Here is a 26,454-nt window from a genome sequence, read left to right on the forward strand (position 1 = left end):
GGTACCTTCTCGGAGGCTCAGAAATTGAGGGGGAAGCGGCGCGGCTTGGTGCCGGTGGCCCGGGCGTAGGCGTTGGCGACGGCGCCCGCCGCGGCGGGGACGCCGAGTTCGCCGGCACCGCCGGGATCGCCCTTTGAGGGCATGATGTGCGCCTCGAAGTGCTGCGGGGCGTGCCGCTGCCGCGCGTAGTGGAAGTCGGCGAAGCTGCTCTCGCGGACGGCGCCCTTGTCGATGTGCAGCCCGGCCCGCAGGACCGTGGAGATGCCGTCGACCGCGGTGCCCATGAGCTGGGCCTCGAGGCCGCGCGGGTTGACGGCCGTGCCGACGTCCGCCGCCATCACCACCTTGGTCACCCGGGGGTTCTTCGGATCGGCGGCGTCGATCTCGACCAGGCAGGCCACACAGGAGCCGTACTCCTCGTGCACGGCGACACCCTGGGCGTGGCCCCGGGGCATGGTCCGGCCCCAGTCCCCCGCCTTGGCGACCTTGTCCAATACGGCCTTGACGGCCTTGCTCCGCAGTGTCGTTCGGCGGAAGGCGACCGGGTCCTTGCCGAGGGCGCGGGCGACCTCGTCGACGACGATCTCCTCGGCGGTGCGCACCGTGCCGGAGTCCACCGAGCGCCAGGCGCCGAGGGGGATCGCGAGGTCGACCGAGCCCGAATCGCCGGAGAGGCGGCCGAAGTTGTACAGGCCGCTGTCGCTGGGGAGCGGGGCCGCCCCGGGGGCGCGTACTGCCGAGCCCACGCCGCCCTGAGTGGACAGGCCCTGCTTGCCGAAGGACTCGTTGACCGAGGCCGTCGCATGGGCGAAGGCCACCACCCTGCCCCGGGCGTGGCTGGCCCGGATCCGGTGGTGGGAGGCCGGGCGCATGCGGCCGTGCCGCATGTCGTCGGCCCGGCTCCACATCAGCTTCACCGGCCGGCGCGCCTTCTTGGAGATCAGGGCCGCCTCGATCGCCGCGTCGTAGTTCAGCCGGCGTCCGAACGAGCCGCCGCCGCGCAGGACATGGACCCGGACCTTCGACACCGGCAGGCCGATCGTCGAGGCGATCTCCTCGCGCGCCGACTGCGGTGTCTGGGAGGAGAACCAGATCTCGGCGCGCTGGGCGCGTACGTCCGCCACGGCGGTGAGCACCTCCATCGGCGCGTGGCTGACGAAGGCGAACTCGAACTCGGCCTCCGTCTGCGCCGATCCGCGCGGCGGGGTCGCCAGCTTCGGCACGGCGGCACGCAGCCGGGAACGGATCTCGGCGTCGGAGACGTTCGCCAGCGGGCCCGGCGCCCACTTGATCCGGAGGGCGTCCCGGGCCTGGAAGGCGTGGTGGAAGGTGTCGGCGACCACGGCGACACCGCCGTCGATCCGGACGACCGCGTGCACGCCGGGCATGGCGCGTGCGGCCGCGGAGTCGACCGAGACGACCTTGCCGCCGATCGTCGGCGGCCGGGCCACCACAGTCGGCTTGGCGCCGGCCACCGCGAGGTCTCCGGTGTACGTCGCCTTGCCGGTGACGATGTCGCGGCCGTCGATGCGGGTCGTCGGCCGGCCGATCACGCGGTGCTTGGACGCGGGCTTGGGGTCGGTCGACACGGCGGGGCGCGTGATCCGGGCGGCGGCTCTGGTCAGCGTTCCGAAGGCGGCCGAGCGACCGTCCGGTGCGAAGACCCGGGTGCCCCGGGTGCGCAGGGTCCGCGCGGGGACGTGCCATTGCCGGGCCGCCGCGGTCACCAGCTTGGCGCGGGCGGTGGCGGCCAGTTGCCGGGCCGGTCCGTACAGCGAACTGACCGAGTTCGAGCCGCCGGTGAACTGGTTGCCCTTGCCGCGGGCGTCCGCGAGCGGGATGTCGACGTCGGCGAGGCGGGCGTCCAGCTCCTCGGCGATCATCATCGCGACGGCGGTGGTGACGCCCTGGCCGACCTCGACGCGCGGCAGCCGTACGACGACCCTGTTGGCCGGGGTGACCTCCAGGACCAGCATCTCCTCGTCGGTGCCGGTGACCAGGACGTCGGAGGCGGCGCGGCCGTCGGCCGTGGCTTCCTCGGCGCCCTGCGCGGTCGAGCCGTCGCAGCCGAGCGGTGCCGCGACGGTCAGGGTGGTCGCCGCCAGCGAGTACACCACGAACTGTCGACGGGACAACTGACTGGCCAACAGACGCTCCTCTCCGAGAACCCGGGGTGGTTCGACCTGTATGAGGGGCGGGTGCGCGCCGGGGTTGCGCCGGTTGGCCGCTGCATCGATCTACGGGCCGAGTCGTGAGAGGTCGGTGCCCCACTCCAGGTGTCGTACCAGTTCGTCCTCTCCCTGCCGGTTACCGCTGCCGCCCCGTGCGCCGGGACCTGACGGGGCGCGGGTGCCCCGGGATATGCCGCCGCTGACCGTGATGTTGTGTTCCACGCGAGGGCGGCGGAGGGTCTCGTAGAGGGCGAGCGCGGCGTCGGTGTCCGGTGTGTCCCGCAGGGACTTGGCGAGGATCACGGCGTCCTCCAGCGCCATGGACGCGCCCTGCCCGGTGGCGGGGGACGCCGCGTGGGCCGCGTCGCCGATGACCAGCGTGCGGGCGGAGCGCCAGGGCGTCCCGGTGGGGAGTTCGGTGGCGTTGGTGACCATGAGCCGGTCGGAGGTGGCCGCGACGAGGTCCGCGGCCGCGGTGGCGTCCTTGCGCAGCAGTGGCAGCAGCAGGTCGCGCCAGCGGGCCGGGGTGCCGTCGGCGAGGGCGTCGGCGGCCAGGGGTGCGTCGGTGACGCGCGCGAACCAGTACGTCTCCCCCGCGGGCGACACCGCGTACCCGAAGGCGACAGAGCTGCCGCGCACCATGGTGATCGTCTCGGCCCCGGCGGCCGCGGGGGCGGTGCCTGTGTAGCCGTAGAAGACGTACTGTCCGGCGTACTCCGGGCGCGCGTCGGGAGCGATGAGGCTGCGGACGGTGGAGTTCAGGCCGTCCGCCCCGATGAGCAGGTCGCCGGTGGCCGTGCTGCCGTCGGCGAAGTGGGCGGTCACGCCGTCCGTGCCGTCCTCGACCGACACCAGGCGGGCGCCGTGCCGGATGCCGATGCCCCGGCGCGTGACCTCGGCCTGCAAGGCGGCGTTGAGGTCGCCGCGCCACAGGCACCGGTATCGAAGGTGCGCGGTGCCGGCCTCGCCCAGCGGCACGTGGGCCACCTCGGCGCCCGTGTCGTCGAGGACCCGCATCGAGGTGAGCGGAAAGCCGATGGCGGTGACCGCTTCCGAGGCGTCGACCTCCGCGAGAGCCCGCATGCCGTTGCTCGCGAGCGTGAGGAACGCGCCGATGTCCTCGGCGGAGTCCGGATGCGCCTCGTACACGGCGACGTCGAATCCGGCCTTGTGCAGAGCGAGCGCCGCTCCCGCACCGGCGATCCCGCCCCCTACGACAATCAACCGCGTCACATCGCCCCCTTGGACGCGCGTACGACCCCCTGCCGGTCGCCGCCGTCCTCCGTGGAACGTCCCACGTCCGGCCCGGGTTCCCGAACGAGCCCCCAGCCACCGCACGGTTCGGAACGCCGAACCGGAATGCATGCAACCATTCCGGCAACCCGAATGTCTCCTCTAATATCAGGCACATCACCTCCTGGGGGACGAAATGGGACGAAAGCGAGTGGCTTGGGCGACGACCGTCGCGCTCATGGCCGCCACATTGGGTGTGGCGGCGGTTCCGGCCGATGCCACCACGACCACCACCACCCGGACCACCGCCTGCCCCACCGGCTGGGGCAGTCAGACCAAGACCCGCTCCGCCGCCACGTCGGAGTCGGTGACGAACATCAGGACCGGCCGGCACGCCTGCTTCGACCGCATGGTCGTCGACGTCCCCGGCGCGGGCACCAGCGGCCTCGGCTATTCCGTCAGGTACGTCAGCCGCCTCCACCAGGACGGTTCGGGCAACTACATCCCCGTCGGCGGCGGAGCCGTCCTCGAGGTGCGGGTGGCCGCCCCGGCCTACGACCCCGACACGGGGAAGCCCACGTATCCCGTGCGGGCCGGTCAGCGTCTGTCGGGCGTGGACCTCACGGGCTACCGCACCTTCAGGGACGCCCGGTTCGCCGGCAGCTTCGAAGGGGACACACAGATCGGACTCGGCGTCCGGGCGCGGCTGCCCTTCCGCGTGTGGGTGGCCACCGACCGGGTCGTGGTCGACGTCGCGCACAACTGGACCGGGGCACGCTGAGGCCCTGACGGAGTCGCTGTGATCAGGGCTACGGGACGGTCAGGGCGTCCCGCCCCTGATACTCCCGCAACTTCCGGTACAGGGTCGCCCGGGCGATCCCCAACGCCGCCGCGGCGCGTGCCTTGTTGCCGCCGTGGCGGCGCAACGCCTCCAGGATCGCGGCCCGTTCGGCGAGCTCCATGGGGCTGAGGCTCCGTCCCGCGGGCCCCTCCCGGACGGGATCCGGCAGTTCGCTGCGCCGTACCGGTCCGCTCACCCGGCGCTGACTCGCGAGCGCCCGTAGGAGGTGGGCGAGTTCGGTCACGTTTCCGGGCCAGGGATGCCGTTCCAGCGCCCGCAGCGCGTCCAGGGTCCAAGTCAGTGGAGGGCTGCCGGGGGCCGGCGCGGGCGCCAGGGCCTGGAGCAACTCCCTGATGTCCTCGGGGCGTTCGCGCAGGGCCGGCAACGTCACCGAGCGGGCCGCGAGCGTGTCGAGGAGGCGCTGGAGGCAGGGGCCCGGCGAGGTTCCGGGCGTGTAGGTGACGACCAGGTGGGCGTCCGGGCGCTCGTCCAGGAGGGCGTTGAGGGCTGCGACGTCCGGCTGGGCGAGCCGTTCGGCGTGGCGCAGGAGCAGGGGGCGGTCTCCGGTCCTCCCCCAGTCTTCAGCCGGGCGGACCCCCATCCCGCTACGCTCGTCGTCCTTGAGGCCGAGTTCGGGTGCTTCCGCGGCGTCCACGACCAACGGAGCGGTGTCGGCGAAGAGTTCGAGGGCGAGCGTGGTCTTGCCCGTTCCCCTCTCTCCGACGACAAGCACGGGCCCCGTGGTGAGGGCCAAGGACATCGCCCGCGCGACCGCATGCCGCCACGGCACCGAACTCCCCACCAGCGAGCTCACCGGGCGCCTCGGCGACGGCACCGGCTCCAGGGGACGTGGCGCGAGCACGGCGACCAGGCCGAGGACGCGGCCTTCGTGCCGTACCGGAGTGATCTCGGCCGTGCACCCGGCGTCCTCGGGAAGCGGGATGTCGTACGCCTCGCCGGTCCAGCTGACGCACGCCCGCGCACCCCGCTCCAACGCCTCCAGCACCTGCGGCGAGGCAAGACGCACCGCGGCCTCACTGACCAGCCGGTTACGGCCGTCCAGCGCGACGACCGCCCGCTCGCGTCCCCGCGCGGCCCGCTCGTAGGCGTCGAGCAGCGCGCGTTCCGGGGTACGCGCGCGTGCCCGCAGTTCCGCCTCCACCGCCGTGGCGATCGCCTCCGCCAGGACGGCCCCGGGGTGCGGTCGGCACCCCGCGCACAGGCCGGAGGCGACCGTCACCGTGCCGAGCGCCTTGCCCGTCTGCGGGGAGAGCAACGGCACGCTGACCGCGGAGACGTCCTGCCACACGTCGAGGAAGTGCTCCGGACCGTGCACCTCAGCCCTGCGCCGGGTGCGCAGCGCGAGCGCGGCGCTGTTGTGGCCGACCTCCCGCTCGGACAGGTCGCGGCAGGTGTCGTCGCCGGGTGCGCTGCCCGTCGACCACAGCACCCTCAGCCGCTCGTCGGTGAGGACCAGTGCCGACCGTTCGACGTCGAGGACCGGGGCGAGGCGGGTGAGCGCCGGACGCGCCGCCTCCAGCAGAGGCGAGTCGACAGGGTCGGCCACCGACTCCCGTACCGGGCCCTCCAGATCGGGCCGTACGCCGAAGAACCGTGCGCGCCGCCAGGCGGCGACGAGGTCGTCCGGCACACCGTCCGGGAGCGGGCGCCCCGCCAGGAACCGCTGGCGGGCCTGACGGAGAGGGGCGAGGTCAGGGAGGTGTTCCGCGGTCGTCATGGCGCTCCCCACCGTATCGGGGGCCTCGCACACCCGGCGATGGCGGGCTGTCTCGTAATGAGACACCCACGACGGCACGCCCCGCTCCATGATCTTGAAAGGTCGGATTCCGTTCCCGTCTCCTGTCTCATCTCCTGGAGCGTTTTGTCGTGCACACCGTCGTCGAGACCGATGTACTGATCGTGGGCAGCGGCCCAGCGGGCGCGTCGGCCGCGCTCGCCCTGAGCACCTACGGCGTGCGCAACATGGTCGTCACCCGGTACGCGAGTCTGGCCGACACCCCCCGCGCGCACATCACCAACCAGCGCACCATGGAGGTGCTGCGCGATCTGGGCGTCGAGGAGGACGTGGTCGCCCAGGCGACGCCCCAGCACCTGATGGGCAACACGACGTTCTGCACCAGCCTGGCCGGCGACGAGCTGGGCCGGGTCCGCTCCTGGGGCAACGATCCGCTCGTGCAGGCCGCGCACGAACTCGCCAGCCCGACCCGGATGTGCGACATGCCGCAGCACCTGATGGAGCCGGTGCTGGTCAACGCGGCCATCGCCCGCGGCACCGACTTCCGCTTCAGCACCGTCTACCGGTCCTTCGTCCAGGACGAGGGCGGCGTCACGGTCACGGTCGAGGACCGGCTGCGCGGCGACGAGTACACGATCCGCGCCAAGTACCTGATCGGCACCGACGGCGGCCGCTCCAAGGTCGCCGAGGACGCCGGGCTGCCCATGGGCGGTCAGATGGGTGTCGCGGGCAGCATCAACATCGTCTTCGACGCCGATCTGAGCCGGTACACGGCCCACCGCCCCTCCACCCTCTACTGGGTGCTCGCGCCCGGCGCCACGGTCGGCGGCATCGGCGCGGGCCTCGTGCGCTGCGTGCGGCCCTGGAACGAGTGGCTGATCGTCTGGGGCTACGACGTGACCGCGGGCGCTCCCGACCTCACCGAGGAGTACGCGCTGTCCGTCGTACGGCAGCTGGTCGGCGACGACGAGATCCCGGTGACCATCAAGTCGTCCTCGGCGTGGACGGTCAACGAGATGTACGCGGAGACGTACGCCAACGGCCGTGTGTTCTGCGCCGGCGACGCCGTGCACCGCCACCCGCCGTCCAACGGGCTCGGCTCCAACACCTCCATCCAGGACTCCTACAACCTGGCGTGGAAGCTGAAGCTCGTCCTCGACGGCGTGGCGTCGCCGAAGCTGCTCGACACCTACGACGCCGAGCGGGCTCCGGTCGGGAAGCAGATCGTGACCCGCGCCAACAAGTCCATCGCCGAGACCGCCCCCATCTTCGAGGCACTCGACGGGCTCTCGCCGCAGACGCCCGAGCAGCTGTGGGCCAACATCGCCGCCCGCAAGGACGGCACGGAGGCGGCGGAGAAGCAGCGGATCGCGCTGCGGGAGGCGATCGCCTTCAAGGTGTACGAGTTCAACGCGCACGGCGTCGACCTCAATCAGCGTTACGCCTCCGACGCGGTCGTCCCGGACGGCACTCCCGACCCCGGCTTCACCCGCGACCCCGAGCTGCACCACCAGCCCGCCTCCCGCCCCGGCGCCAAGCTCCCGCACGCCTGGATCACCTCCGGGACCCGGACCCTGTCGACCCTCGACACCGTCGGCAAGGGCCGCTTCACGCTGCTCACGGGGATCGGCGGCGACGCCTGGGTGCGGGCCGCCGCGGCCCAGCCCCTCGACATCGCCACGGTGGTGATCGGACCGGGGCAGCACTACGAGGACCCGTACGGCGACTGGGCGAACCTTCGCGAGATCTCCGACGCGGGCGCTCTCCTCGTACGCCCCGACGGGTATGTGGCGTTCCGGCACGCCGGCGCGGCCTCGGCCGAGGAAGCCGAACGGTTGCTCACGGACGCGCTGCGGCGGATCCTCGGGCACGGTTGAGATGTGCGCCGAGGAGGCCGGGAAAGGAGCCGACATGACCGGCGAGCCGACAGTCACCGACGAGGCCGTCGCCAGTCTGCGCGGGACCGCCGATCCCCGCCTGCGGGAGCTGCTGACGGGCCTGATCGGTCATCTGCACGCCTTCGCGCGGGAGACACGGCTGACGCAGGAGGAGTGGGAGCGGGCGATCGGGTTCCTGACCGCGACCGGGCAGGCGTGCACGGACACCCGGCAGGAGTTCATCCTGCTGTCGGACGTGCTCGGGCTGTCGATGCTCCTGGAGACCATCAACGAGCGCCAGGGCCCGGGCGCCACCGAGTCGACGGTGCTGGGCCCGTTCCACATGACCGAGTCCCCCCTGCGCGAGCTCGGCGCGACCATCGACCTGGTCGGTGACGGCGAGCCGTGCGTGGTCAGCGGGCGGGTGCTGTCCCGGGACGGCGGTCCGCTGCCCGGCGCGAGGATCGACGTATGGCAGGCGGACGGGCACGGCTTCTACGACGTGCAACGCCCGGACGTGCAGCCGCCGGGCAACGGCCGGGGACTGTTCACGGCGGACGCCGAAGGCCGCTTCTGGTTCCGGACATGCGTGCCGAGCCCGTACCCGATCCCGACGGACGGCCCGGTCGGTGAGCTGCTGCGGGCCGCCGGACGGCACCCCTACCGCCCCGCCCACATCCACTTCATCGCCTCCGCCGCCGGCCACACGCCGGTGACCACGCACATCTTCGTGGCGGGCAGCGAGTACCTGGACTCCGACGCCGTGTTCGCCGTCAAGCCGAGCCTCGTGCAGGACTTCAAGGAGATCGACGACCCGGCACGGGCCCGGGAGTTCGGCGTCGGCAACCCCTTCCGGCACGCCCGGTTCGACCACGTGCTGGAGCGGGCGTGACGGACTTCCTCGACTTCTCGTACGAGAGCCGGCCCGTGCGGGTCGTCCTCCGGCCCGGTGCGGCCCTGTCAGCGACGCCCGGTGAGGCCGAACGTCTCGGTCTGCGGCGGCTGTTGGTGGTGTGCGGGGCGCGTGGGGCGGACACGGCCCGGGCGGTCGCGGACGCGCTGGGCCCGGCCTGTGCGGGGCTGCACGACGGGGCTCGGATGCATGTGCCCGTCGAGGTCGCCGACCGGGCCGTCGAGGTGGCCCGGGCGGCGGGGGCCGACGGGTGCGTGGCGGTCGGCGGGGGCTCGTCGATCGGGCTGGGCAAGGCGATCGCCCTGCGCACCGGGCTGCCGCTGATCGCGGTGCCGTCCACCTACTCCGGCTCGGAGATGACGGACGTCTGGGGCCTGACCGAGCACGGCGCCAAGCGCACCGGCCGCGACCCCAAGGTGCTGCCCCGCAGCGTGGTCTACGACCCCGAGCTCACCCTCTCCCTGCCCGTGCCGCTCTCCGTGACCAGCGGCGTCAACGCGATGGCACACGCCGTCGAGGCGCTGTACGCGCCGGACACCTCGCCCCTGGTGGCACTGATGGCCGGGGAGGGCGTACGGGCGATGGCGCGGGCGCTGCCGGAGGTGGCCGCGCAGCCGGCGTCCGTTCAGGCGCGCGGCCGTGCGCTGTACGGCGCCTGGCTGTGCGGGTCCTGCCTGGGCGCCACCACCATGGGCCTGCACCACAAGCTGTGCCATGTCCTGGGCGGCACCTTCGGCCTGCCGCACGCCGAGACGCACACCGTGGTCCTGCCGTACGCCCTCGCCCACAACGCCCCGGCCGCGCCGGACGCCGCCGCCACCGTGGCCCGCGCCCTGGACGCCGAGGACGCGCCGACGGCCCTGTGGGAACTGGCCGGACGCCTCGGCGCCCCCCGCTCCCTCGCCGAACTCGGCCTCGACGAGGCCGACTTGGCCACGGCCGCCGCGCAGACCGCGGGCCAGGCGTACGCCAACCCCCGTCCGGTCACGGCCGGTGGCGTGCTCGCGCTGCTGCGCGCCGCGTACGAGGGCGGGCAGCCGACGGCCGCCGTTCAGTAAGCCCCTCCATCCCCCACTCACATTCCCCCACCCCCGAAGAAAGGTGATCGCCATGCCCCTCGGACTGCTCAGGAGTCGACGCTCCCGGGGGGTGCCCGCCGCGGGGTTTCCCGTGCCGTCCGGCGCGGGCGGCGTGGCCCGGGAGGTCGTGGATCCGGTGGGGCTGCCGATGCGGGGCGCCGATGTGACGGTGACCGCGATGGACTCGCACGAGGTCGTGGTGCGGGGCACCACGGATCCGTACGGGCTGTTCTTCGCCGCGCTTCCGCCGGGCCGTTACGGCCTGCGGATCACGGCCGAGGGCCTCACACCGCACCAGGAGAACGTGGACGTCATCGGCGGCACGACGCCCCCCACCGAGCGGGTCCAGCTGATGTCGGGACGCCAACTGGACCTGCCGGTACCGGGCACCTGGCTGTTCGACCCGCCGCACACGGCGATCCGGTTCATCGCCAAGCACGTCGGCATGGCCCACGTCCACGGCCGCTTCGAGCGCTTCACCGGCGGCATACACGTGGAGTCCGACATGGCCGCATCCCGGGTGTCGGTGCGCATCGAGGCCGCGAGCATCACGACGGGCAACAACACCCGCGACAACCACCTGCGCTCGGCCGACTTCCTGCACGTCGAGCGCTACCCGTACATCGATTTCACCAGCACGCGGTTCGCGTTCCGGGGCGGCACCAAGTGGACGCTGCACGGCTCTCTGACCATGCATGGGATCAGCCGCTCCGTCGAGCTGGACACCACCTACCTGGGGTCGGTCAACGGCGGCTATGGCGAGGAACTGCGCTGCGCGGCCCTGGCCAAGGCGGAGCTGCACCGGGAGGACTACACGCTGAACTGGCGCAGCATGCTCGCGCGCGGTATCGCGGTGGTCGGTCCCACGGTCCAGCTGGAGCTGGACGTACAGGCGATGTACCGCACGCACGACACCCCGACACCTCCCGAATGAGCCACGGTGGCTGAGAGGTACCTCACGCCCCGGTTACAGTTCGCTCAACCTCTGGTTGCGACGCGGTGATCGGGTGACTATGGGTGCATGACACTGGCCCAGCGCGCCATGGAACAACTGGAACTCTGGCCCGATCTGAACTCGGGCCCGGCCAGTTGCGGCGCAGGGCGGGCACTGCGCTCCGTCCACAGCGAGATCGTGCACTTCCACTCCGACCGGGACGTGGATCTGCACCTGACGGTCTCGGCCATTCAGCGGTTCCACGACGACCTCCGGGAGTCGACCGCGATCCGCCTGGTCCCGGGCTCGAACTGGGTGACCGTCCATCTCGACTGCGACACGGACGTCGATCTGCTGATGAGCCTGGTCAGCGCGGCCCTCAAGGCCCATCAGAACCGGCCGTCCCCCGCCGGGCACCCGGCAGGGGACGAGTGCAACTTCCGTCGCGTGACGGTGCTGCCCCGGGGCTAGGACCTGCCCTGCGGTCAGCGCTCGTCCGCGGAGTCGTCCTCCCCCGCCTCCAGCAGACCCGCGGCCGCGCCGACGATCCGGGGATCGGGGGTGCCGACGACCTCCTCGTCCTTGTCGGCGTAGTCGAAGCGGGCCAGCACACTGCGCATGGCCTCGACGCGGGCGCGCTTCTTGTCGTTGCTCTTCACCACCGTCCAGGGCGCGTGCTCGGTGTCCGTCTCGCGGAACATGGCGACCTTGGCGGCGGTGTAGTCGTCCCAGCGGTCCAGGGAGGCCAGGTCCATGGGGCTGAGCTTCCACTGCCGTACGGGGTCGACCTGGCGGATGGTGAACCGGGTGCGCTGCTCGCCCTGGGACACCGAGAACCAGAACTTGACCAGGTCGACGCCGTCGTCGACGAGCATCCGCTCGAAGGCGGGGGCCTGCCGCATGAAGCGCCGGTACTCGTCGTCGCTGCAGAAGCCCATCACGCGCTCCACGCCGGCCCGGTTGTACCAGGACCGGTCGAACAGCACGATCTCACCCGCGGTCGGCAGATGCTCGACGTACCGCTGGAAGTACCACTGGCCGCGCTCGCGCTCGGTCGGCTTCTCCAGCGCCACGACGCGGGCGCCGCGCGGGTTGAGGTGCTCCGTGAAGCGCTTGATCGTGCCGCCCTTGCCGGCTGCGTCCCGTCCCTCGAAGACGATGACGAGACGCCGGCCGCTCTCCTTGATCCAGCTCTGCAGCTTCAGCAGCTCGATCTGCTGGAGCCGCTTGTGCCACTCGTACTCGGGGCGCTCCATGCGCTGCTCGTACGGGTAGTTCTCCCGCCAGGTGTCGACGGGGCTGCCGTCCGGCCTGATCAGGACGGGGTCGTCCTGATCGGTGTAGTCGACGCGCAGCCCTGACAACAGTTCCGTATCCATACAGCAATGCAAGCGAGCGCTTTCGTACGCCCGGCGAACCCCAGGCAAAGATCAGCTATAGGTGACGTCCGACGCGCTGTACCGGCAGTACACGCCGTCCGATCCGCTGCCGGTCCTGCTCGGCTCGTCCCCGCTGTCGTTGCCCCGGAAGCGGTCGCAGACGGTGATGTCCCTGCCGCCGTCACCGGTGATCGTCACGCCCGACAGGGTGGCCGTGTCGCCGTAGTTGGCGTTGATCCCGGCGATGGCGCCGCCGGTGCCGGTCACCCTCACCTGGCTGATGACGACGTGGCGTTCGTACTGGGTGTCGCAGTTGCCGCACGAGCGGTAGAGCTTGCCGAAGTCCGCGACCTGGAAGTCCCGGATGGTCACGGTGCCGGCGCCGTTGTGCTGGAAGACCTTGTCGTCCGCGTGCCGGGCACCGCCGCCGAGGACGCGGTACGTCGCCGACGCGGACGCGCCCTTGAAGGTCGCCGCGTCCTCGCCGACGTCCTCCCACCACACGTTCTGCAGGGTGCAACTGCCCAGGCAGTGCACTCCGTCGGCGGCCGGGGCGCCCAGGATCACGTTCTTCAGAATCGCCCCCTCGGCGAGTTCGAAGAGCGGGTCCTGGTCCTCGTCCTGACCGTCGCCGCCGAGGGCGCCTGAGCCCTGGAACCGCTTGAGGCCGCCGTCGTAGCTGCCGGAGACCTGGATGGTGGCGGTCACCGGCCGGTCGGTGGTGGGGGTGGGCCAGGCGGCGACGCCGGTGGCGGGGCGGGCGGCGGCGGTCGGCTTCGCGGAGGGGGTGGTGTGCTTGCGGGGCGATGCCTTCGAGGGGGACGGGGACGCCGACGACTTGGACGGCGACGGGGAGGCGGAGGCCGAGGTGGGCGTCGAGGACGTGGCCGGGCGGGGGCCGCCCGCCTCCAGAAGCGTCGAGTGCCCGCCCTTCGCCGTGTCCGCCCCCGAGTCGGGCCTGGCCATCAGCAGTACCGCGCCCGCGACCAGGGCGATGGCCAGGGCGCCGATCACCAGGGGGCGGCGGTCGGGTCTCCTACGGTGCTGACTGCGCCTGCGCGAAGGCGTTCTGGTGCTCATGCGGTGGCTCTCGTTCGGTCTCGGGGAGGCGGCGGGAAGCCCCCTCGCCCCACAGTCGCCGCCGACCGCTCACAGGTTGCCGATCACTTTCCCGCCTCGACGAGCCGGGCGAGGTTCGCCAGCGCCATGCGCGTACCGGTCTCGTTGTCCTGCTCGGGCACCACGTCGGGAACCCCCTCGTGCACGATGAGGACATCCGTGCCGCCGTCGGCGTCGGTGAGGGTCGTGGTCATCGTCATCGTGCCGCGCAGCGCGGGGTCGTCGGTCTCGAACTCGACCTCCTCGACGACCTGTTCGTCCGGCACGAGCCGCACGAAACGACCGTGGTAGGTGTCGGTGTGCGCATCAGACTTGCCGGTGCCGGTCGGCACGTCATAGGTGAGCGAGACCCGGAACGCCCCGCCCTCCCTGCCGTCGAACTCGTGCACCCGCGCGGTCATGCCGTCCGGCACCCGCCACTTCGCCACGGCGTCCGCGTCCAGCAGAGCCCGGTAGACCGCCGCCCGCGAGGCGTTCACATGCCGGGAGACCCGCGTCGAGTACATGGCCTCACGATAGTTGCGGTGCCCCAGAGCGGCAGGTGGAACAGACCCGGCCCGCTTCAGCCCTCCCAATGAGCCAGTGCCCGCATCGCCGCCGCCGTGCGCGTGAAGCCGTCCTCGCCGAGCAGCGCCCGCGCCTCGGCGTTGAACCGGTCGACCTCCGGCTGCGCGGAGTCCAGCGCGGCGGCCCCGTCGCCGGTCAGCTCCAGCACCACCGCCCGGTGTTCCCGGGGATGCGCCCGCTTGACGACCAGACCGGCCGCGGTGAGCCGTCCGACCAGCCCGGTGACGGCGGACTCGCGCAGCCCGAGGGTGTGGGCCAGCCGCTGCTGGGTGATGCCCGGCTCGTCCCGGATCGCGAACAGCGCGCCGAGCTGGGCCGTGGTGATCCCGGCGGCGGCCAGCAGGCGCCGGTCGGAGGCGGTGCGCAGTTGGTGCGCGGCCCGCTGGAGCAGGAAGAACAGACGCTGATCGGGCTCGGGCATGGACCGATGTTGACAGACGCGGCGGGCCGCCGCCATGCTCACTTCACTGGTGAAGTGAGGTGTTGGGAAAGGCCGAGTCCATGCCCGTCATCGATGCCTGGATGCAGCATCCGACGCCGCGTCACGCCAACCACGAGATGTTCGAGTCACTTCGCCGCTGGACCGGCATGCGAACGCTCGACCAGCCGCTGCCCGTCGAGGTCACGGTGGCCGCGCTGGAGGCCGCGGATGTGGAGGTCGGCCTCGCGGCGGCCTGGTACGGGCCGCAGGGCGCGCTGATCGACAACGACGAGGTGGCCGCCTTCGTCGAGGAGTCCGGCGGGCGGCTGCGCGCTGTGGCGGGCGCCGACCTCGCCCGGCCCATGGCCGCAGTGAGGGAACTGCGGCGCGCCGTCGGCGAGTTGGGCTTCGTGGCGCTGCGCGTCATCCCGTGGCTGTGGGGACTGCCGCCCACCGACCGGCTGTACTACCCGCTGTACGCCGCCTGCGTGGACCTGGGCGTGCCGTTCTGCACGCAGGTCGGGCACACCGGCCCGCTGCGGCCGTCGGAGACGGGGCGGCCGATCCCGTACATCGACCAGGTCGCGCTGGACTTCCCCGAGCTCACGATCGTGTGCGGGCACATCGGCTACCCCTGGACGAGCGAGATGATCGCGGTCGCCGACAAGCACGAGAACGTCTTCATCGACACCAGCGCCTACACCGCCCACCGCTATCCGCCGGAACTGGTGGAGTACCTGCGCGGCCGGGGGCGCCGGAAGGTCCTGTTCGGCTCCAACTACCCCATGATCACGCCGAGTCGGGCTCTGCAGCACCTGGACGCCCTGAAGCTGGACGAGGAGACGCGGGAGCTGTTCCTGCACGGCAACGCCCGCCGCGTCTTCGCCCTCTGACACCCGGCCCGCCGGGAACCTCTCCCGCGACTCAGCGCACGAGACAGGGCCGCTTCGCGTCGAAGGTCCAGCCCTCGATCAGGTACTGCATCCCGGCTGCGTCGTCGCGGCCCGACAAGGCCTTCTCCTTGTACAACTCGTGCGCGGCGAGGAGCCGTTCCCTGTCCAGGCGGACCCCCAGTCCGGGCGTGTCCGGTACGGCGATCTCGCCGCCGCTGATCGTGGGCGGTTCAACGGTGAGCCGTTCCCGTCCCTCCTGCCAGATCCAGTGCGTGTCCAGGGCGTTGTACTCACCGGGGGCGGCCGCTCCGCAGTGGACCATCATCGCCAGGGAGATGTCGAAGTGGTTGTTGGAGTGGCAGCCCCAGGTCAGCCCCATCACGTTGCAGAGCTGGGCGACCCGTACCGATCCCCGCATGGTCCAGAAGTGCGGGTCGGCCAGCGGGATGGACACCGACTGCAGGGCCAGGGCGTGGGTGAGCTGGCGCCAGTCCGTGGCGATCATGTTGGTCGCCGTGGGCAGTCCCGTGGCCCGGCGGAACTCGGCGAGGATCTCCCGGCCCGAGTAGCCGCCCTCCGCCCCGCAGGGGTCCTCCGCGTAGGCGAGCGTGCCGGCGAGGGGGCGGCACAGCTCGACGGCCTCGCGCAGGGACCAGGCGCCGTTGGGATCGAGGGTGATCCGCGCCTCGGGGAACCGCTCCTTGAGCGCCCGTACGGCCTCGACCTCCTCCGCACCCGGCAGGACACCGCCCTTGAGCTTGAAGTCGCTGAAGCCGTAGTGGTCGTAGGCGGCCTCGGCCTGCCGGACGATCGCCTCGGGGGTCAGCGCCTCCTCGTGCCGGATCCGGTACCACTCGACGGGCGAGTCCGGGTCGCGGACGTAGTCGAGGTCGGTGCGGTCCGGGTCGCCGACGTAGAAGAGGTAGCCGAGCACCCGTACGGCGTCGCGCCGTTGGCCGTCGCCGAGCAGGGCGGCGACGGGCACCTCCAGGTACTGGCCGAGCAGGTCGAGGAGGGCCGACTCCACGGCGGTGACCGCGTGCACCGTCGTGCGCAGGTCGAAGGTCTGGGCGCCGCGACCGCCCGAGTCGCGGTCGGCGAAGGCCGCCTCGATCGTACGCAGGACGCGGTTGTGGTCGCCGACGCGGGTGCCGACGACGAGGGGTGCGGCGTCGCGCAGGGTCCGGGTGATCTTCTCCCCGCCGGGGACCTCGCCGAGGCCCGTACGGCCCTCGGAGTCCTCCAGGACGACGACGTTGCGCGTGAAGCAGGGGGCGTGGGCACCGGAGAGGTTGAGGAGCATCGAGTCGCGGCCGGCGACGGGCCAGACGGAGAAGCGGGTGACGACGGGCTGGCTCATGACGGGAAGTGCCGTTCTCGTGAGGGCGGGCAAGAGGTCAGACATTGAGGGCGTCGAGGACCCGTTCCAGGACCAGTACGCCACCGAGGCCGAGGATCGCGAGCACCGTCGTGTAGGTGGTGCGCGCCTTGATGGCGTCCAACACGGACAGGTTGAAGTACTCCTTGAACATCCAGAAGCCCGGGTCGTTGACATGCGAGAAGGCGATCGATCCGCAGGAGACGGCGAGGACCATCACCTCGGGGTGGACGCCGCTGCCGGCGAGCAGGGGCAGGGCGACGCCGGAGGCGGTGACGACGGCGACGGTCGCGGAGCCGAGGGCCACGCGGAGGATGGCGGCGATCAGCCAGGCCAGGACGATCGGGGAGACGGACCAGCCGTCCGTCGCGTCCTTGATGTAGTCGGATATGCCGCCCTCGACGAGGACGTTCTTGAAGGCGCCGCCCGCGCCGATGACGAGCAGGATCATCGCCATCGCCTGCGCTGCCTCCTTGCACGAGGCACCGACCTCGGCCAGGCCGCGGCCGATGCGCGGGCCGAACGCCCAGACCGCCACGAGCAGGGTGAGCAGCAGCGCGATCGGCGCCGAGCCGATGAAGGCGACGAAGTGCAACGGGCCGCTGTCACCGGAGGCCGCCAGGTCGGTCACCGCGGCGCCGGCGATCAGCACCACCGGCAGCAGGGCGACGGACAGCGACCAGCCGAGGCCGGGCATCTCGTCGTCCTCGAAGACCCGCTCGCTCACCAACCCCTTGGGGATGGACGGGTTCATCGCCCGGACGAAGGGGAGGCGCGGCCGCAGCAGGGCGATGCACGCTCCGATCGGGACGGCGACGAACAGGCCGTAGAACAGGGTCAGTCCGACGGACGCGTGGAAGGTGGCGGCCACCGCCGTGGGGCCGGGGTGCGGCGGCAGGAAGCTGTGCATGGTGGACAGGGCGATCGACATGGGCAGCCCCACCCACAGCAGGTTGGCCCGGGTGGCCCGGACGAGGGTGAACGCGATCGGCACGATGATGACGAAGGCCACCTCGTAGAACATCGTCACGCCGATGAGCATGGCCGTCAGCACCATGGCCACCTGGACCCAGCGGGGCCCGCACACGGCCAGGAGCCTGCCGGCTATCCGCTGGGCGGCGCCGGAGTCCCCATAACCGGCCGACCATGGCACCGAGACCGATGGTGAGCATGGTGTCGCCGGTCTGGTCGCCGATGCCCTCGGCGAGGACGTCCGGGATCTTCTCCAGGCCGATCCCCTGCACCAGGCCGACGCCCACGGCCACCAGGAGCAGGGCGGCGAAGCCGTTCAGCCCACTGAATGGGATCCTCCATGAAGACGCCGTCTACATGTGAAGACGGAGATTATGATCGCGGATGGCTGAGGTCAATGGGTCTGCGCCCGTGGATTCAGTCGTCGGCCGCCGCGGAGGCCTGCCAGCCCCTCCAGTGCAGGACGGTGATCACGATCACCGGTCCGTCCGGCGGTTGCCGCTCGTACCGGGGGTACTTCTGCCGCAGCAGTTCGATCGCGGCGGCGTATTCGCCGGATTCGTCCCGTACGTCGGGCGCGCCGGGCGTGTCGGGCGGCAGGATGCGGGCGCCCCCGTCCGCCCTGACCCACCACAGACGGTCCCAGTCGTCGTCGTACTCGTCCGCCAGCAGACAGACGGCCGGACTGACCGCGATGTTGCGCAGCCGCCTGAGCCGCCGCGACCGCTTCGGCTTGCCGTCCACCGCGGTGACGATCTCGTCGCCGCGCACCGCGAACACGACCGGCACCAGATGCGGACGGCCCTCGGGGTCGACCGTCGCCAGCCGCGCGACGGGTGCCCCGGCGAACCGGCCGCGCGCCTCGCCCTGCGCCATGTCCGGCATGTCGGCTCCTTCGGTCCTGGCGGTACGCCGTGCCCCGACTCGGGTACCCCTATCCGTGTAACGCCCTCTTCGGGGGATGACTCGGCGGATCAGGTGGTGTCGATGGTCGGAGACCCGGACGACGACATCCAGACACGTCGTAGCGGCGGCAGCGGCCATCGGGCGGTGCCGCACACGGCCGACGTGCGGATCGAGGCGTGGGCCGTGAGCCGGGAGCGCTGCCTGGTGGAGGCCGCGCTCGGGATGGTGGAGTGCTTCGCGGACGTCACTGCCGTACGGCCCACCTCGGTGGAGCGGGTGCGGTTCGTGGAGGACAGCGACGAGGACCTGCTGACGGCACTCCTCGACGAAGTCGTCTTCCGCCTCGACGTGGACGGCCGGGTCCCCGTCGACCTGGAGGCCGACACCACGGACGGCGACCTCGACGTGCGGCTCGCGCTCGCCGATCTGGCGGACGTGGAGGTCACGGGCGCCACACCGAAGGGCATCTCCTGGCACGGGCTGCACATCGGGCCGGGTCCCTACGGGTGGTCGTGCGCGGTGACCGTGGACGTGTGAGTCGCGTGAGGCGTACGGCCGTACGGCCACCGTGAAAGCCCTACGACCGTACAGCCGCCGCGCAAGGCATACGACGCATACGACCGCCCACGCGACCTCAGCCCTTCACCACCCCGAGCGGCACCAGCCGGGCCACCGTGCGGCACAGTCCCGCGCCCTCGCTCGCGGCCACCACCTCGCTGACGTCCTTGTACGCCTCGGGTGTCTCCTCCGCCAGGCCGCGCAGCGACCGGGGGCGAACAGCGATGCCCGCCGACTCCAGGCGGGCCCGCAGTTCCCGGCCGCCCACCGCGCGAGCGGCCCGGTGGCGGCTGAGGACGCGGCCCGCGCCGTGGCAGGTGGAGGAGAACGCGTCGCCGCCGAGCACACCGACCAGGACGTAGGAGGCGGTGCCCATGGTCCCGGGGATCAGCACCGGCTGGCCCACCTCGCGCAGGTCGTCGGGCAGGTCCGGATGGCCGGGCGGGAAGGCGCGGGTCGCGCCCTTGCGGTGGACGCACAAGGTGCGGCGGGCTCCTTTCACCGGATGCGTCTCGATCTTGGCGAGGTTGTGGGAGACGTCGTACACCAGCGACAGCCGGGTGCCCGCGGTGCGCCGGAAGACCCGGCGGGCCGCGTCCGACAGCAACTGGCGGTTGGCGCGGCCGTAGTTGGCCGCGGCGGCCATCGCTCCGAGGTACCGCTGCCCCTCCGGCGACTCGACCGGCGTACAGGCGAGCTGGCGGTCGGGAACCTTGATCCCGTACCGGGTCATCGCCCGGTCCATCAGCCGGACGTGATCGGTGCAGATCTGGTGGCCGAGGCCGCGGGAGCCGCAGTGGATCATCACGCACACCTGGCCGGCGGTGAGCCCGAACGCGGCGGCGGCCGCCTCGTCGTACACCTCGTCGACGCGCTGCACCTCCAGGAAGTGGTTGGCGGACCCGAGGGAGCCGACCTGGCCGAGGCCGCGCTCCCGCGCCCGCGCGCTCACCTGGTCCACGTCGGCGTCGGCGACCGCTCCGCCGTCCTCGCAGCGCGTCAGGTCGCGCTCCTCGCCATGCCCCTCCTGCACCGCGTACCGGGAACCGCCCCGCAGGATCCGCTCCAGCTGGCCGGGGCCGGTCAGGTGCCACACCCCGCCGGGCCCGGCGCCGCGTGGGATCGCCCGGTCGAGGCCGTCCATCACCGCGGGCAGCGCCGGCTCCAGCGCCGTCGCGTCGCTGTCGGCGGCCAGCAGCCGTACGCCGCAGGAGATGTCGAAGCCGACCCCGCCCGGTGAGACGACCCCGCCCTCGGCCACGTCGGTCGCTGCGACACCGCCGATGGGGAAGCCGTAGCCCCAGTGGATGTCCGGCATGGCGTACGAGGCGCCGACGATGCCGGGCAGCGTGGCCACGTTGGCCACCTGCTCCAGCGATTTCTCGGCGTCCCTGAGCAACGCCCTGGACGCGAACACCACGCCCGGCACCCGCATCGGGCCGTGCGGGTCCATGCGGAAGCGGTGGGGAGCCTCCTCGACGAGTTCCATGACAGCCTCCCGCGCCTTCGGCCGACGGTCCGTTGCGGCCGGTACGCAGGTGCGGGGTACCCGTGCCGGGGCATCCCTATCGCGTCCGGCGCGGCAGTTCGCGGTTCGCGGTTCGCCTGCGGGCCTCGGCGGGGCCGCGCTCACCGCGACCTCGTACCGTTGAGTCATGAGCGGCGGCACGGTGACGCTGTTCGTCTGTGGTGACGTGATGCTCGGACGCGGCGTCGACCAGATCCTGGCCCGGCCCGGCGACCCCGCGCTGCGGGAGGGGTACGTCACGGACGCCCGGGCCTACGTGAGCATGGCGGAGGCGGTGAGCGGCCCGATCCCGGCGCCGGTCGAACCCGCCTGGCCGTGGGGCGAGGCGCTGGGGCTGCTGGAGGAGAGCGCGCCGGACGTCAGGATCGTCAACCTGGAGACGTCGGTCACGCGGAGCGACGCGTTCGAGCCGGGCAAGGCGGTGCACTACCGCATGCATCCGGCCAACCTCCCCGCCCTCACGGTCGCCCGGCCCGATGTCTGCGTCCTGGCCAACAACCACGTGCAGGACTTCGGCCGCCCGGGCCTGGAGGAGACCCTCGCCGTGCTGCACGGCGCCGGTCTGCGGACGGCGGGCGCGGGGCGGAGCGCCGAGGAGGCGTACGCACCCGTCGCGCTTCCGCTCCCCCACGGCGGCCGCGTCCTCGTCTTCGCCCTCGGCGCCGGCAACAGCGGCATCCCACCCGGCTGGGCGGCCACCGCCGACCTGCCCGGCGTCGCCCACATCCCCGAGCTCTCGCCCACCACGGCCGCCGCCGCGGTACGGCACATACGGCAGGTGAAGCGGGCCGGCGACATCGTCGTCGTCTCCGTGCACTGGGGCTCCAACTGGGGCTACCTCGTCCCGCGCGGCCAACGCCGCTTCGCGCACGCCCTGGTGGACGGCGGGGCCGACGTCGTCCACGGCCACTCCTCGCACCACCCCCGCCCGGTCGAGGTCTACCGGAAACGGCTGATCCTGCACGGCTGCGGCGACTTCATCGACGACTACGAGGGCATCCCCGGCTACGAGGCGTACCGCGACGACCTGCGCATCGCCTACTTCGTGACGGTGGCGGCGGACACGGGCGCCCTCACCGACCTGCGCATGACACCCCTGCTCGCGCGCCGCATGCGCCTCGAACCGGCGCCGCCCGAGGACCGCGCCTGGCTGCGGGACACCCTCGACCGCATCAGCTACGGCACCCACCTCACCCTGGACGCGGACGGCGCGCTCACCCTGACGCAGCACCCCACTCCGGCCGCTCAGTGAGCCTCACTCGCCGCGCAGCGCCTCCAGCACATCGGCGTCGGTCAGCTGACCGAAGTCCTCGTACCACTCGCCGACCGCGCTGAACAGCCTCGGCTCGTGCAGGCAGACGAACTCGTCGACCTCCCGGCGCAGTTCCTCGGCCGCCTCCGGTGCACAGACCGGCACGGCCAGCACCAGGCGCTCGGGGTTCCGGCTGCGTACGGCGCGCAGTGCGACGCGGGCGGTCGAACCGGTCGCGACGCCGTCGTCGACCACGATGGCGGTACGGCCGCCCAGGTCCGGCGCAGGCCTGCCCTGCCGATAGCGCTCTTCGCGCCGCCGCAGTTCCTTCCGCTCCCGCTCGACCACCGGCGCCAGATCGGCCTCGCTCAGCCCCAGCCGGTACAGCGACGCCTCGTCGAGCAGCGGCGGATCGTCGCCCGCCAGCGCGCCGACCCCGAACTCCTCGTGGAACGGTGCGCCGATCTTGCGTACGACGAGCACGTCCAGCGGGGCCTCGAGCACCTGGGCGATCTCCCGGGCGACCGCGACGCCGCCCCGGGGCAGCGCGAGGACGACGGGGTGCGGAAGGATGCCCTTGTCCTGCCGGATACGCAGCTGCTCGGCCAGCTCCCGCCCGGCCTCCTCGCGGTCTCGGAACTGCATGGGCTTCCCCTTCCGTCCGTCGCCGCGTACCCCACCCACCGGAATCGGACACACCAGGGGGCTCGGGCCCGTGGGTTCGTGCCGGCCCACGGACCCGTCTCCATCGACGCCCCGGAACCAGCGAACGGCCTTACTGAATGGTCCAGCCGACGCTGCCGACGCCCGAGCTGTAGAAGGCGCAGACGCCGGACGACTCGCCGTACTGGCCGGGGGCGAGCGTCACCCACTGGCCGGAGACGTCCGGGGCCCGGCCGCAGACGATCTCGGCTCGGAAGGTGACGGTGCGGTCGCTGTTGTTCTGGCAGCCGACGATGCCGTGGTCCGGGTTGTTGTGGTGCACCCGGCCGTCGCAGTCGACGGTGCCCGCGGCCTGCGCCGGGGCGGCCATGCCGCCGAGGGTGAGGGCCAGGGCCGAGACGGTGGTGGCCAGGCCGGCTGCGAAGACGCTCTTCCTGCGGTTCATACGTGTCCCCGTGAGGTAGTGGTTCCGTTCGGAGTTGCCGCTCCAAGTCAAGGTCAGCGGCGCTCCGACGGGAACCTCGGACATACGAGGGTGGCGCCCGGGACACGTTGCGGGCGCCTGCCTTCACCCGCCCGCCGTATCGGACGTACCGGCCTCGTTCCAGTCGTACGGCCCGCCGCCGCGCCACTCGATCAGCTCGGGGTCGTCGATGGCCCGGTCCTCGGTGGGCAGCTCGGCGCGGTGCACCAGATCCAGCACGTCGAACAGGCTGTACGCGGTGCCCGCGGGCTTGCCGTGGATCGTCACCTCACGCCCGCCGTCCGACGCGGGCGGCAGCACCACCACGGGGGGACGCGTGCTCATGTCACCACCATGCGCTCTACCCGGCCCGTACGCAGCCCGGCGTACGGGCCACTCCGACTCGTCCGTGGCATGACCCGCGACGGGTCAGGGTACTCGCGGCGTCGATGACAGCACGGGTACCGAGGCGTGACCGAATGCGAAGGATCCTGCTCACGGGGTGGTTCAGCTTCCGGGACGGGGAGGTCACGGCCGGTGATGTGCTCGCCCTGAGGCGGGTCCAGGATCTGCTGGCCGAGGCGGGCCTCGCGTACGACACCGTGTGGAGTCCGGGGTACTTCCCTGAAGCGCCCCACCTGGAGGACGTCCGGCCGGAGGCGTACTCGCATGTGCTGTTCGTGTGCGGTCCCCTGCACGGCTCCCAGGTGGCGCAGCTGCACCGGCGATTCGCCCGGTGCCGGCGCATCGCGGTCGGGACGTCCGTGCTGGACCCGGACGATCCGGCCGTCACCGGATTCCACCGCGTCCTGGCCCGGGACACACCCGACGGGGCCCCGGTGCGGGACCTCTCCGCGTGCGCCTCTTCGCACGCCCCCTCCCCCGTCGTCGGGGTGATCCTCACGCACGGCCAGCGGGAGTACGGCGGGCGTCGCCGGCACGAGGAGGTCGCCGACACGGTGACCCGCTGGCTCGGCCGCCTGGACTGCGCGCCGGTCGAGCTGGAGACGCGGCTCGACTCCCGTGACTGGCGTCTGTGCACGACGGCCGACCAGCTCCAGTCCGTCCTGTCCCGGATGGACTGTGTCGTCACCGACCGCCTGCACGGGCTCGTGCTCGCGCTGCGCGCCGGGACGCCGGCACTCGCCGTCGATCCGGTCGCCGGCGGCGCCAAGGTCACCGCGCAGGCGCAAGCGTGCCACTGGCCGGCCCTCGTCCCCGCGGAGCGGCTGGACAGCGGTGAGCTGGACCGCTGGTGGAACTGGTGCCTCACCTACGGTCGTGACGCGGCCCGGAGCCGTCAGCGGGAGTTCCTCGAAGGGACGCCCGTGGACGGCACGGAGCGGCTGCTCGACGCGCTCTTCGCACCTTCCGGTGATCAGGTTCACCGTCAGCGTTGGTAGAGCCCGACGAGGGTCCCGCTCGCCAACTGCTGCTGGTCCAGTACCCGGTGTGCTTCGTCGGCCGTGGCCGCCTCCGGGATGGAGACGGGGCCGGGGAGGGCGTAGAGGCGGAAGAAGTACCGGTGCGCGTCGTCGCCGCGTGGGGGCTGGGGGCCGCCCCACCCGGATTCCCCGTAGCCGTTGCGGTGCGGGTGACTGCCCGGGGTCGCCCTGCCCGCCGGCAGCCCGTCCGTGTGCGGATCGATTCCGGTCACCAGCCAGTGGACGAAGGTTCCCGACGGGGCGTCCGGGTCCTCGCAGAGCAGGACCAGTTCCGAGGCCTCGTCGGGGACTCCGGACCAGGTCAGGGGTGGGGAGACGTTGTCCCCCTCCATGGCATGGCGGCGCGGGATCATCGCGTGGTCGTTGAACGCGGAGCTCTTGAGTTCGATACCGGTCATGCGCGCCGCAGTACCCACACGAGCACAAGCCACACACGACGCCGGGCAGGCGTTCCGGCAGCGAGCGCCCCGCGGTGTCGGGCACTCGTGCCCCGCCGCGGTGCCTCCTATGGAAGGGGCGTTCCGCCCGTCGCGTTCAGGATCTCCGCGGTGACGAAGCTTGCCTCCTGGGAGGCGAGGTAGACGTACGCGGGTGCCATCTCGGCGGGCTGGGCCGGCCGTCCCAGTGGGCTCTGCTTGCCGAACTCGACGGTGTCGGGCATCGTCGCGGGGATCAGCGGCGTCCACACCGGGCCCGGCGCGACCGCGTTGACGCGGATGCCGCGGTCGATGACCATCTGGGCCAGCCCCTGCGTGAAGGTCACGATCGCGCCCTTCGTCATCGCGTAGTCCAGCAGATGCGGACTGGGCTTGTAGGCCTGCACCGACGTGGAGTTGATGACGCTGCCGCCCTTGGGCATGTGCGGCAGGGCGAACTTCGTCAGCCAGAACATGCCGTAGAGGTTGGTGCGCATGACCCGGTCGAACTGCTCGGTCGTGATCGCCTCGATGCCGTCCGGCTGGGACATCTGGTAGGCGGCGTTGTTCACCAGGACGTCGATGCCTCCGAACTCCGCGACCGCGCGCTCGATCAGGGCCCGGCAGTTGTCCTCCTCGCGGATGTCGCAGGCGACGGCGACCGCCTTGCGCCCGGCGTCCTCGACGAGCCGAGCCGTCTCACGTGCCTCGTCCGCCTCTTCCCGCAGGTGGGTGAACAGCACGTCGGCGCCTTCCCGGGCGAAGGCCAGGGCCACCGCCCGCCCGATGCCGGAGTCGCCGCCGGTGATGACGGTCTTACGGCCCTCCAGCCGGCCGGTGCCCCGGTAGCTCTCCTCGCCGTGGTCGGGCGGCGGGTCCATCGGGCCCGTCCAGCCGGGGTGGGGCTGGTCCTGTGCGGGGAAATCGGGCTGCGGATGCTGGGTGGCCGGGTTCTGCCGGGTGTGCTGCGGATCGGTCACGACGGCCTCCTGAACGCTGGGCGGGCACGTGCCCGGACCGGGTTCCCGCCGTGCCCCGGACGAAAAGCCACCGCCCGTGCACAGCCGGGATCGCCGCCGCGCCCCGCGCGATCACCGGGTGTCAGATGTCGCCCCGGTCCAGCAGTGCCTTGACGCCGTGGGCCGTCAGCGCGAGCTGCTCGGGGGTGCCGGCGTCGATGATCAGGGACAGGTTCTCGGAGGGCCAGTCATGGGCGAGGGCGCCGAGCAGCACACTGCGGTGGCGCCGCATCCGCGGCATGGCCTGTTCCATGCGTTCCTGCGTGGTGAAGACCGGGACCAGTTCGGTCCCGTCCTCCTGTTCGAACACGGGGAGCGTCAGCGCCGTGGGAGCCGGCCCCATCGCGTTCGTCGCGGTCGGCACCAGCACCTCGCTGTGCGCCAGCGTGCTGAGTGCCCTCTCGTCCGCGCCCTTCTCGACGACCGTGCGCAGGGCCTGCTGGGTCACGGAGGCATCGCTCTCGAAGTGGGGGTTGGTCATGGTTCGTCCCGTCACCGTTTTTCGTGCCTGATCTTCCGGTCCGCACCGGCTTCTCGCGAAATACGCCGGTCGATTCGGGTACCCGATCCCGCGTTTCTCATGTGCGCGCCCGACAGCACGCCAGAAACCACGGATCGCGCGCACCGCCGGGGCGTGGGGGCCGTCGTATGGCAGGACGCGGTGGCCCACG

Annotated in this window: 26 protein-coding genes and 1 pseudogene; 10 read left to right on the top strand and 17 right to left on the bottom strand. The window is 72.1% G+C overall.

Annotated features, from left to right (window positions below; translation table 11 throughout):
• Positions 1-17 precede the first annotated feature (17 nt).
• Positions 18-2,117, bottom strand: a complete 2,100-nt coding sequence (locus IF78_RS0117080; protein WP_031482218.1) for a xanthine dehydrogenase family protein molybdopterin-binding subunit — start codon at positions 2,115-2,117, stop codon at positions 18-20.
• A gap of 120 nt (positions 2,118-2,237) precedes the next feature.
• Entirely contained in the window at positions 2,238-3,404 is a 1,167-nt protein-coding gene (locus tag IF78_RS0117085; protein WP_031482220.1) for an FAD-dependent oxidoreductase, read from the bottom strand.
• Between the two features lie 196 nt (positions 3,405-3,600).
• On the opposite strand from IF78_RS0117085, the gene IF78_RS0117090 reads away from it, so the two are divergent.
• A complete protein-coding gene (locus IF78_RS0117090; RefSeq protein WP_051827955.1) occupies positions 3,601-4,185 on the top strand; it encodes an AMIN-like domain-containing (lipo)protein in 585 nt (194 codons plus the stop codon).
• A gap of 28 nt (positions 4,186-4,213) precedes the next feature.
• On the opposite strand, the gene IF78_RS0117095 is transcribed toward IF78_RS0117090, so the two are convergent.
• Complete coding sequence (locus tag IF78_RS0117095; RefSeq protein ID WP_031482224.1) at positions 4,214-5,983, bottom strand: helix-turn-helix domain-containing protein; 1,770 nt, start codon at positions 5,981-5,983, stop codon at positions 4,214-4,216.
• A gap of 149 nt (positions 5,984-6,132) precedes the next feature.
• Here IF78_RS0117095 and IF78_RS0117100 point away from each other — a divergent pair, with 149 nt between their 5' ends.
• The 5 genes from IF78_RS0117100 to IF78_RS0117120 all read left to right on the top strand — a co-directional run bounded on the left by IF78_RS0117100 (position 6,133) and on the right by IF78_RS0117120 (position 11,275).
• On the top strand, positions 6,133-7,878 hold the full coding sequence (locus IF78_RS0117100; protein ID WP_031482227.1) for an FAD-dependent monooxygenase: 1,746 nt from the start codon (positions 6,133-6,135) through the stop codon (positions 7,876-7,878).
• Between the two features lie 34 nt (positions 7,879-7,912).
• Complete coding sequence (locus IF78_RS0117105) at positions 7,913-8,770, top strand: intradiol ring-cleavage dioxygenase (RefSeq protein WP_031482229.1); 858 nt, start codon at positions 7,913-7,915, stop codon at positions 8,768-8,770.
• Positions 8,767-9,849, top strand: coding sequence for a maleylacetate reductase (locus IF78_RS0117110; protein ID WP_031482230.1), 1,083 nt, complete (start codon positions 8,767-8,769; stop codon positions 9,847-9,849). The genes IF78_RS0117105 and IF78_RS0117110 overlap by 4 nt, the downstream gene beginning before the upstream one ends.
• Positions 9,850-9,901: 52 nt before the next feature.
• Positions 9,902-10,804: a YceI family protein gene (locus tag IF78_RS0117115; protein ID WP_031482231.1), complete on the top strand. Its 903-nt coding sequence runs from the start codon at positions 9,902-9,904 to the stop codon at positions 10,802-10,804.
• 87 nt (positions 10,805-10,891) lie between these two features.
• Complete coding sequence (locus IF78_RS0117120) at positions 10,892-11,275, top strand: luciferase domain-containing protein (RefSeq protein ID WP_031482232.1); 384 nt, start codon at positions 10,892-10,894, stop codon at positions 11,273-11,275.
• A 14-nt stretch (positions 11,276-11,289) separates the two neighbouring features.
• On the opposite strand, the gene ppk2 is transcribed toward IF78_RS0117120, so the two are convergent.
• The 4 genes from ppk2 to IF78_RS0117140 form a co-directional block, all read right to left on the bottom strand.
• Positions 11,290-12,183: a polyphosphate kinase 2 gene (gene ppk2, locus IF78_RS0117125; RefSeq protein WP_031482233.1), complete on the bottom strand. Its 894-nt coding sequence runs from the start codon at positions 12,181-12,183 to the stop codon at positions 11,290-11,292.
• 51 nt (positions 12,184-12,234) lie between these two features.
• A complete protein-coding gene (locus tag IF78_RS43710) occupies positions 12,235-13,263 on the bottom strand; it encodes a pectate lyase (protein ID WP_234439821.1) in 1,029 nt (342 codons plus the stop codon).
• Between the two features lie 83 nt (positions 13,264-13,346).
• Positions 13,347-13,808 carry an SRPBCC domain-containing protein gene (locus IF78_RS0117135; protein WP_031482235.1) on the bottom strand — a complete coding sequence of 154 codons (462 nt, stop codon included), beginning with the start codon at positions 13,806-13,808 and terminating at the stop codon, positions 13,347-13,349.
• A gap of 56 nt (positions 13,809-13,864) precedes the next feature.
• Positions 13,865-14,290 carry a MarR family winged helix-turn-helix transcriptional regulator gene (locus IF78_RS0117140; protein ID WP_031482236.1) on the bottom strand — a complete coding sequence of 142 codons (426 nt, stop codon included), beginning with the start codon at positions 14,288-14,290 and terminating at the stop codon, positions 13,865-13,867.
• 80 nt (positions 14,291-14,370) lie between these two features.
• Here IF78_RS0117140 and IF78_RS0117145 point away from each other — a divergent pair, with 80 nt between their 5' ends.
• On the top strand, positions 14,371-15,183 hold the full coding sequence (locus tag IF78_RS0117145) for an amidohydrolase family protein (protein WP_031482237.1): 813 nt from the start codon (positions 14,371-14,373) through the stop codon (positions 15,181-15,183).
• A 31-nt stretch (positions 15,184-15,214) separates the two neighbouring features.
• Here IF78_RS0117145 and IF78_RS0117150 read toward each other — a convergent pair whose 3' ends face one another.
• From IF78_RS0117150 to IF78_RS0117160, 3 genes and pseudogenes are all read right to left on the bottom strand, one after another.
• Positions 15,215-16,543 (bottom strand): enolase C-terminal domain-like protein, encoded by a 1,329-nt coding sequence (locus IF78_RS0117150; protein ID WP_031482238.1) that lies wholly within the window; start codon positions 16,541-16,543, stop codon positions 15,215-15,217.
• A 37-nt stretch (positions 16,544-16,580) separates the two neighbouring features.
• A pseudogene (locus IF78_RS43715) lies at positions 16,581-17,868 on the bottom strand (gluconate:H+ symporter).
• 82 nt (positions 17,869-17,950) lie between these two features.
• Positions 17,951-18,418, bottom strand: coding sequence for a TIGR03668 family PPOX class F420-dependent oxidoreductase (locus tag IF78_RS0117160; protein ID WP_031482239.1), 468 nt, complete (start codon positions 18,416-18,418; stop codon positions 17,951-17,953).
• A gap of 102 nt (positions 18,419-18,520) precedes the next feature.
• On the opposite strand from IF78_RS0117160, the gene IF78_RS0117165 reads away from it, so the two are divergent.
• The gene (locus IF78_RS0117165) at positions 18,521-18,976 is read left to right on the top strand and encodes an archease (RefSeq protein ID WP_031482240.1); all 456 of its coding nucleotides are present in this window, start codon (positions 18,521-18,523) and stop codon (positions 18,974-18,976) included.
• A 97-nt stretch (positions 18,977-19,073) separates the two neighbouring features.
• On the opposite strand, the gene IF78_RS0117170 is transcribed toward IF78_RS0117165, so the two are convergent.
• A complete protein-coding gene (locus IF78_RS0117170) occupies positions 19,074-20,486 on the bottom strand; it encodes an RtcB family protein (protein ID WP_031482241.1) in 1,413 nt (470 codons plus the stop codon).
• Between the two features lie 166 nt (positions 20,487-20,652).
• Between IF78_RS0117170 and IF78_RS0117175 the strand changes: the two genes are divergently transcribed.
• On the top strand, positions 20,653-21,777 hold the full coding sequence (locus IF78_RS0117175) for a CapA family protein (protein WP_031482243.1): 1,125 nt from the start codon (positions 20,653-20,655) through the stop codon (positions 21,775-21,777).
• Between the two features lie 3 nt (positions 21,778-21,780).
• Here the strand turns inward: IF78_RS0117175 and IF78_RS0117180 are convergent, their stop codons facing one another.
• From IF78_RS0117180 to IF78_RS0117190, 3 genes are all read right to left on the bottom strand, one after another.
• Positions 21,781-22,422: a phosphoribosyltransferase gene (locus IF78_RS0117180; protein ID WP_031482244.1), complete on the bottom strand. Its 642-nt coding sequence runs from the start codon at positions 22,420-22,422 to the stop codon at positions 21,781-21,783.
• A 130-nt stretch (positions 22,423-22,552) separates the two neighbouring features.
• On the bottom strand, positions 22,553-22,885 hold the full coding sequence (locus tag IF78_RS0117185; RefSeq protein ID WP_031482246.1) for a hypothetical protein: 333 nt from the start codon (positions 22,883-22,885) through the stop codon (positions 22,553-22,555).
• Positions 22,886-23,008: 123 nt separating this feature from the next.
• On the bottom strand, positions 23,009-23,248 hold the full coding sequence (locus IF78_RS0117190) for a hypothetical protein (protein WP_031482248.1): 240 nt from the start codon (positions 23,246-23,248) through the stop codon (positions 23,009-23,011).
• Positions 23,249-23,382: 134 nt separating this feature from the next.
• Between IF78_RS0117190 and IF78_RS0117195 the strand changes: the two genes are divergently transcribed.
• A complete protein-coding gene (locus IF78_RS0117195; RefSeq protein WP_234439822.1) occupies positions 23,383-24,306 on the top strand; it encodes a polysaccharide pyruvyl transferase family protein in 924 nt (307 codons plus the stop codon).
• Here the strand turns inward: IF78_RS0117195 and IF78_RS0117200 are convergent.
• The 3 genes from IF78_RS0117200 to IF78_RS0117210 all read right to left on the bottom strand — a co-directional run bounded on the left by IF78_RS0117200 (position 24,294) and on the right by IF78_RS0117210 (position 26,264).
• Positions 24,294-24,746 (bottom strand): YbhB/YbcL family Raf kinase inhibitor-like protein, encoded by a 453-nt coding sequence (locus tag IF78_RS0117200; RefSeq protein WP_031482252.1) that lies wholly within the window; start codon positions 24,744-24,746, stop codon positions 24,294-24,296. The genes IF78_RS0117195 and IF78_RS0117200 overlap by 13 nt on opposite strands.
• A 107-nt stretch (positions 24,747-24,853) precedes the next feature.
• Positions 24,854-25,744 carry an SDR family oxidoreductase gene (locus tag IF78_RS0117205; RefSeq protein WP_031482254.1) on the bottom strand — a complete coding sequence of 297 codons (891 nt, stop codon included), beginning with the start codon at positions 25,742-25,744 and terminating at the stop codon, positions 24,854-24,856.
• Positions 25,745-25,865: 121 nt separating this feature from the next.
• On the bottom strand, positions 25,866-26,264 hold the full coding sequence (locus IF78_RS0117210) for an SseB family protein (protein ID WP_031482256.1): 399 nt from the start codon (positions 26,262-26,264) through the stop codon (positions 25,866-25,868).
• Between the last annotated feature and the right edge of the window lie 190 nt (positions 26,265-26,454).

Source organism: Streptomyces bicolor (assembly GCF_000719285.1).
GTDB classification, from domain to species: Bacteria; Actinomycetota; Actinomycetes; order Streptomycetales; family Streptomycetaceae; genus Streptomyces; species Streptomyces bicolor.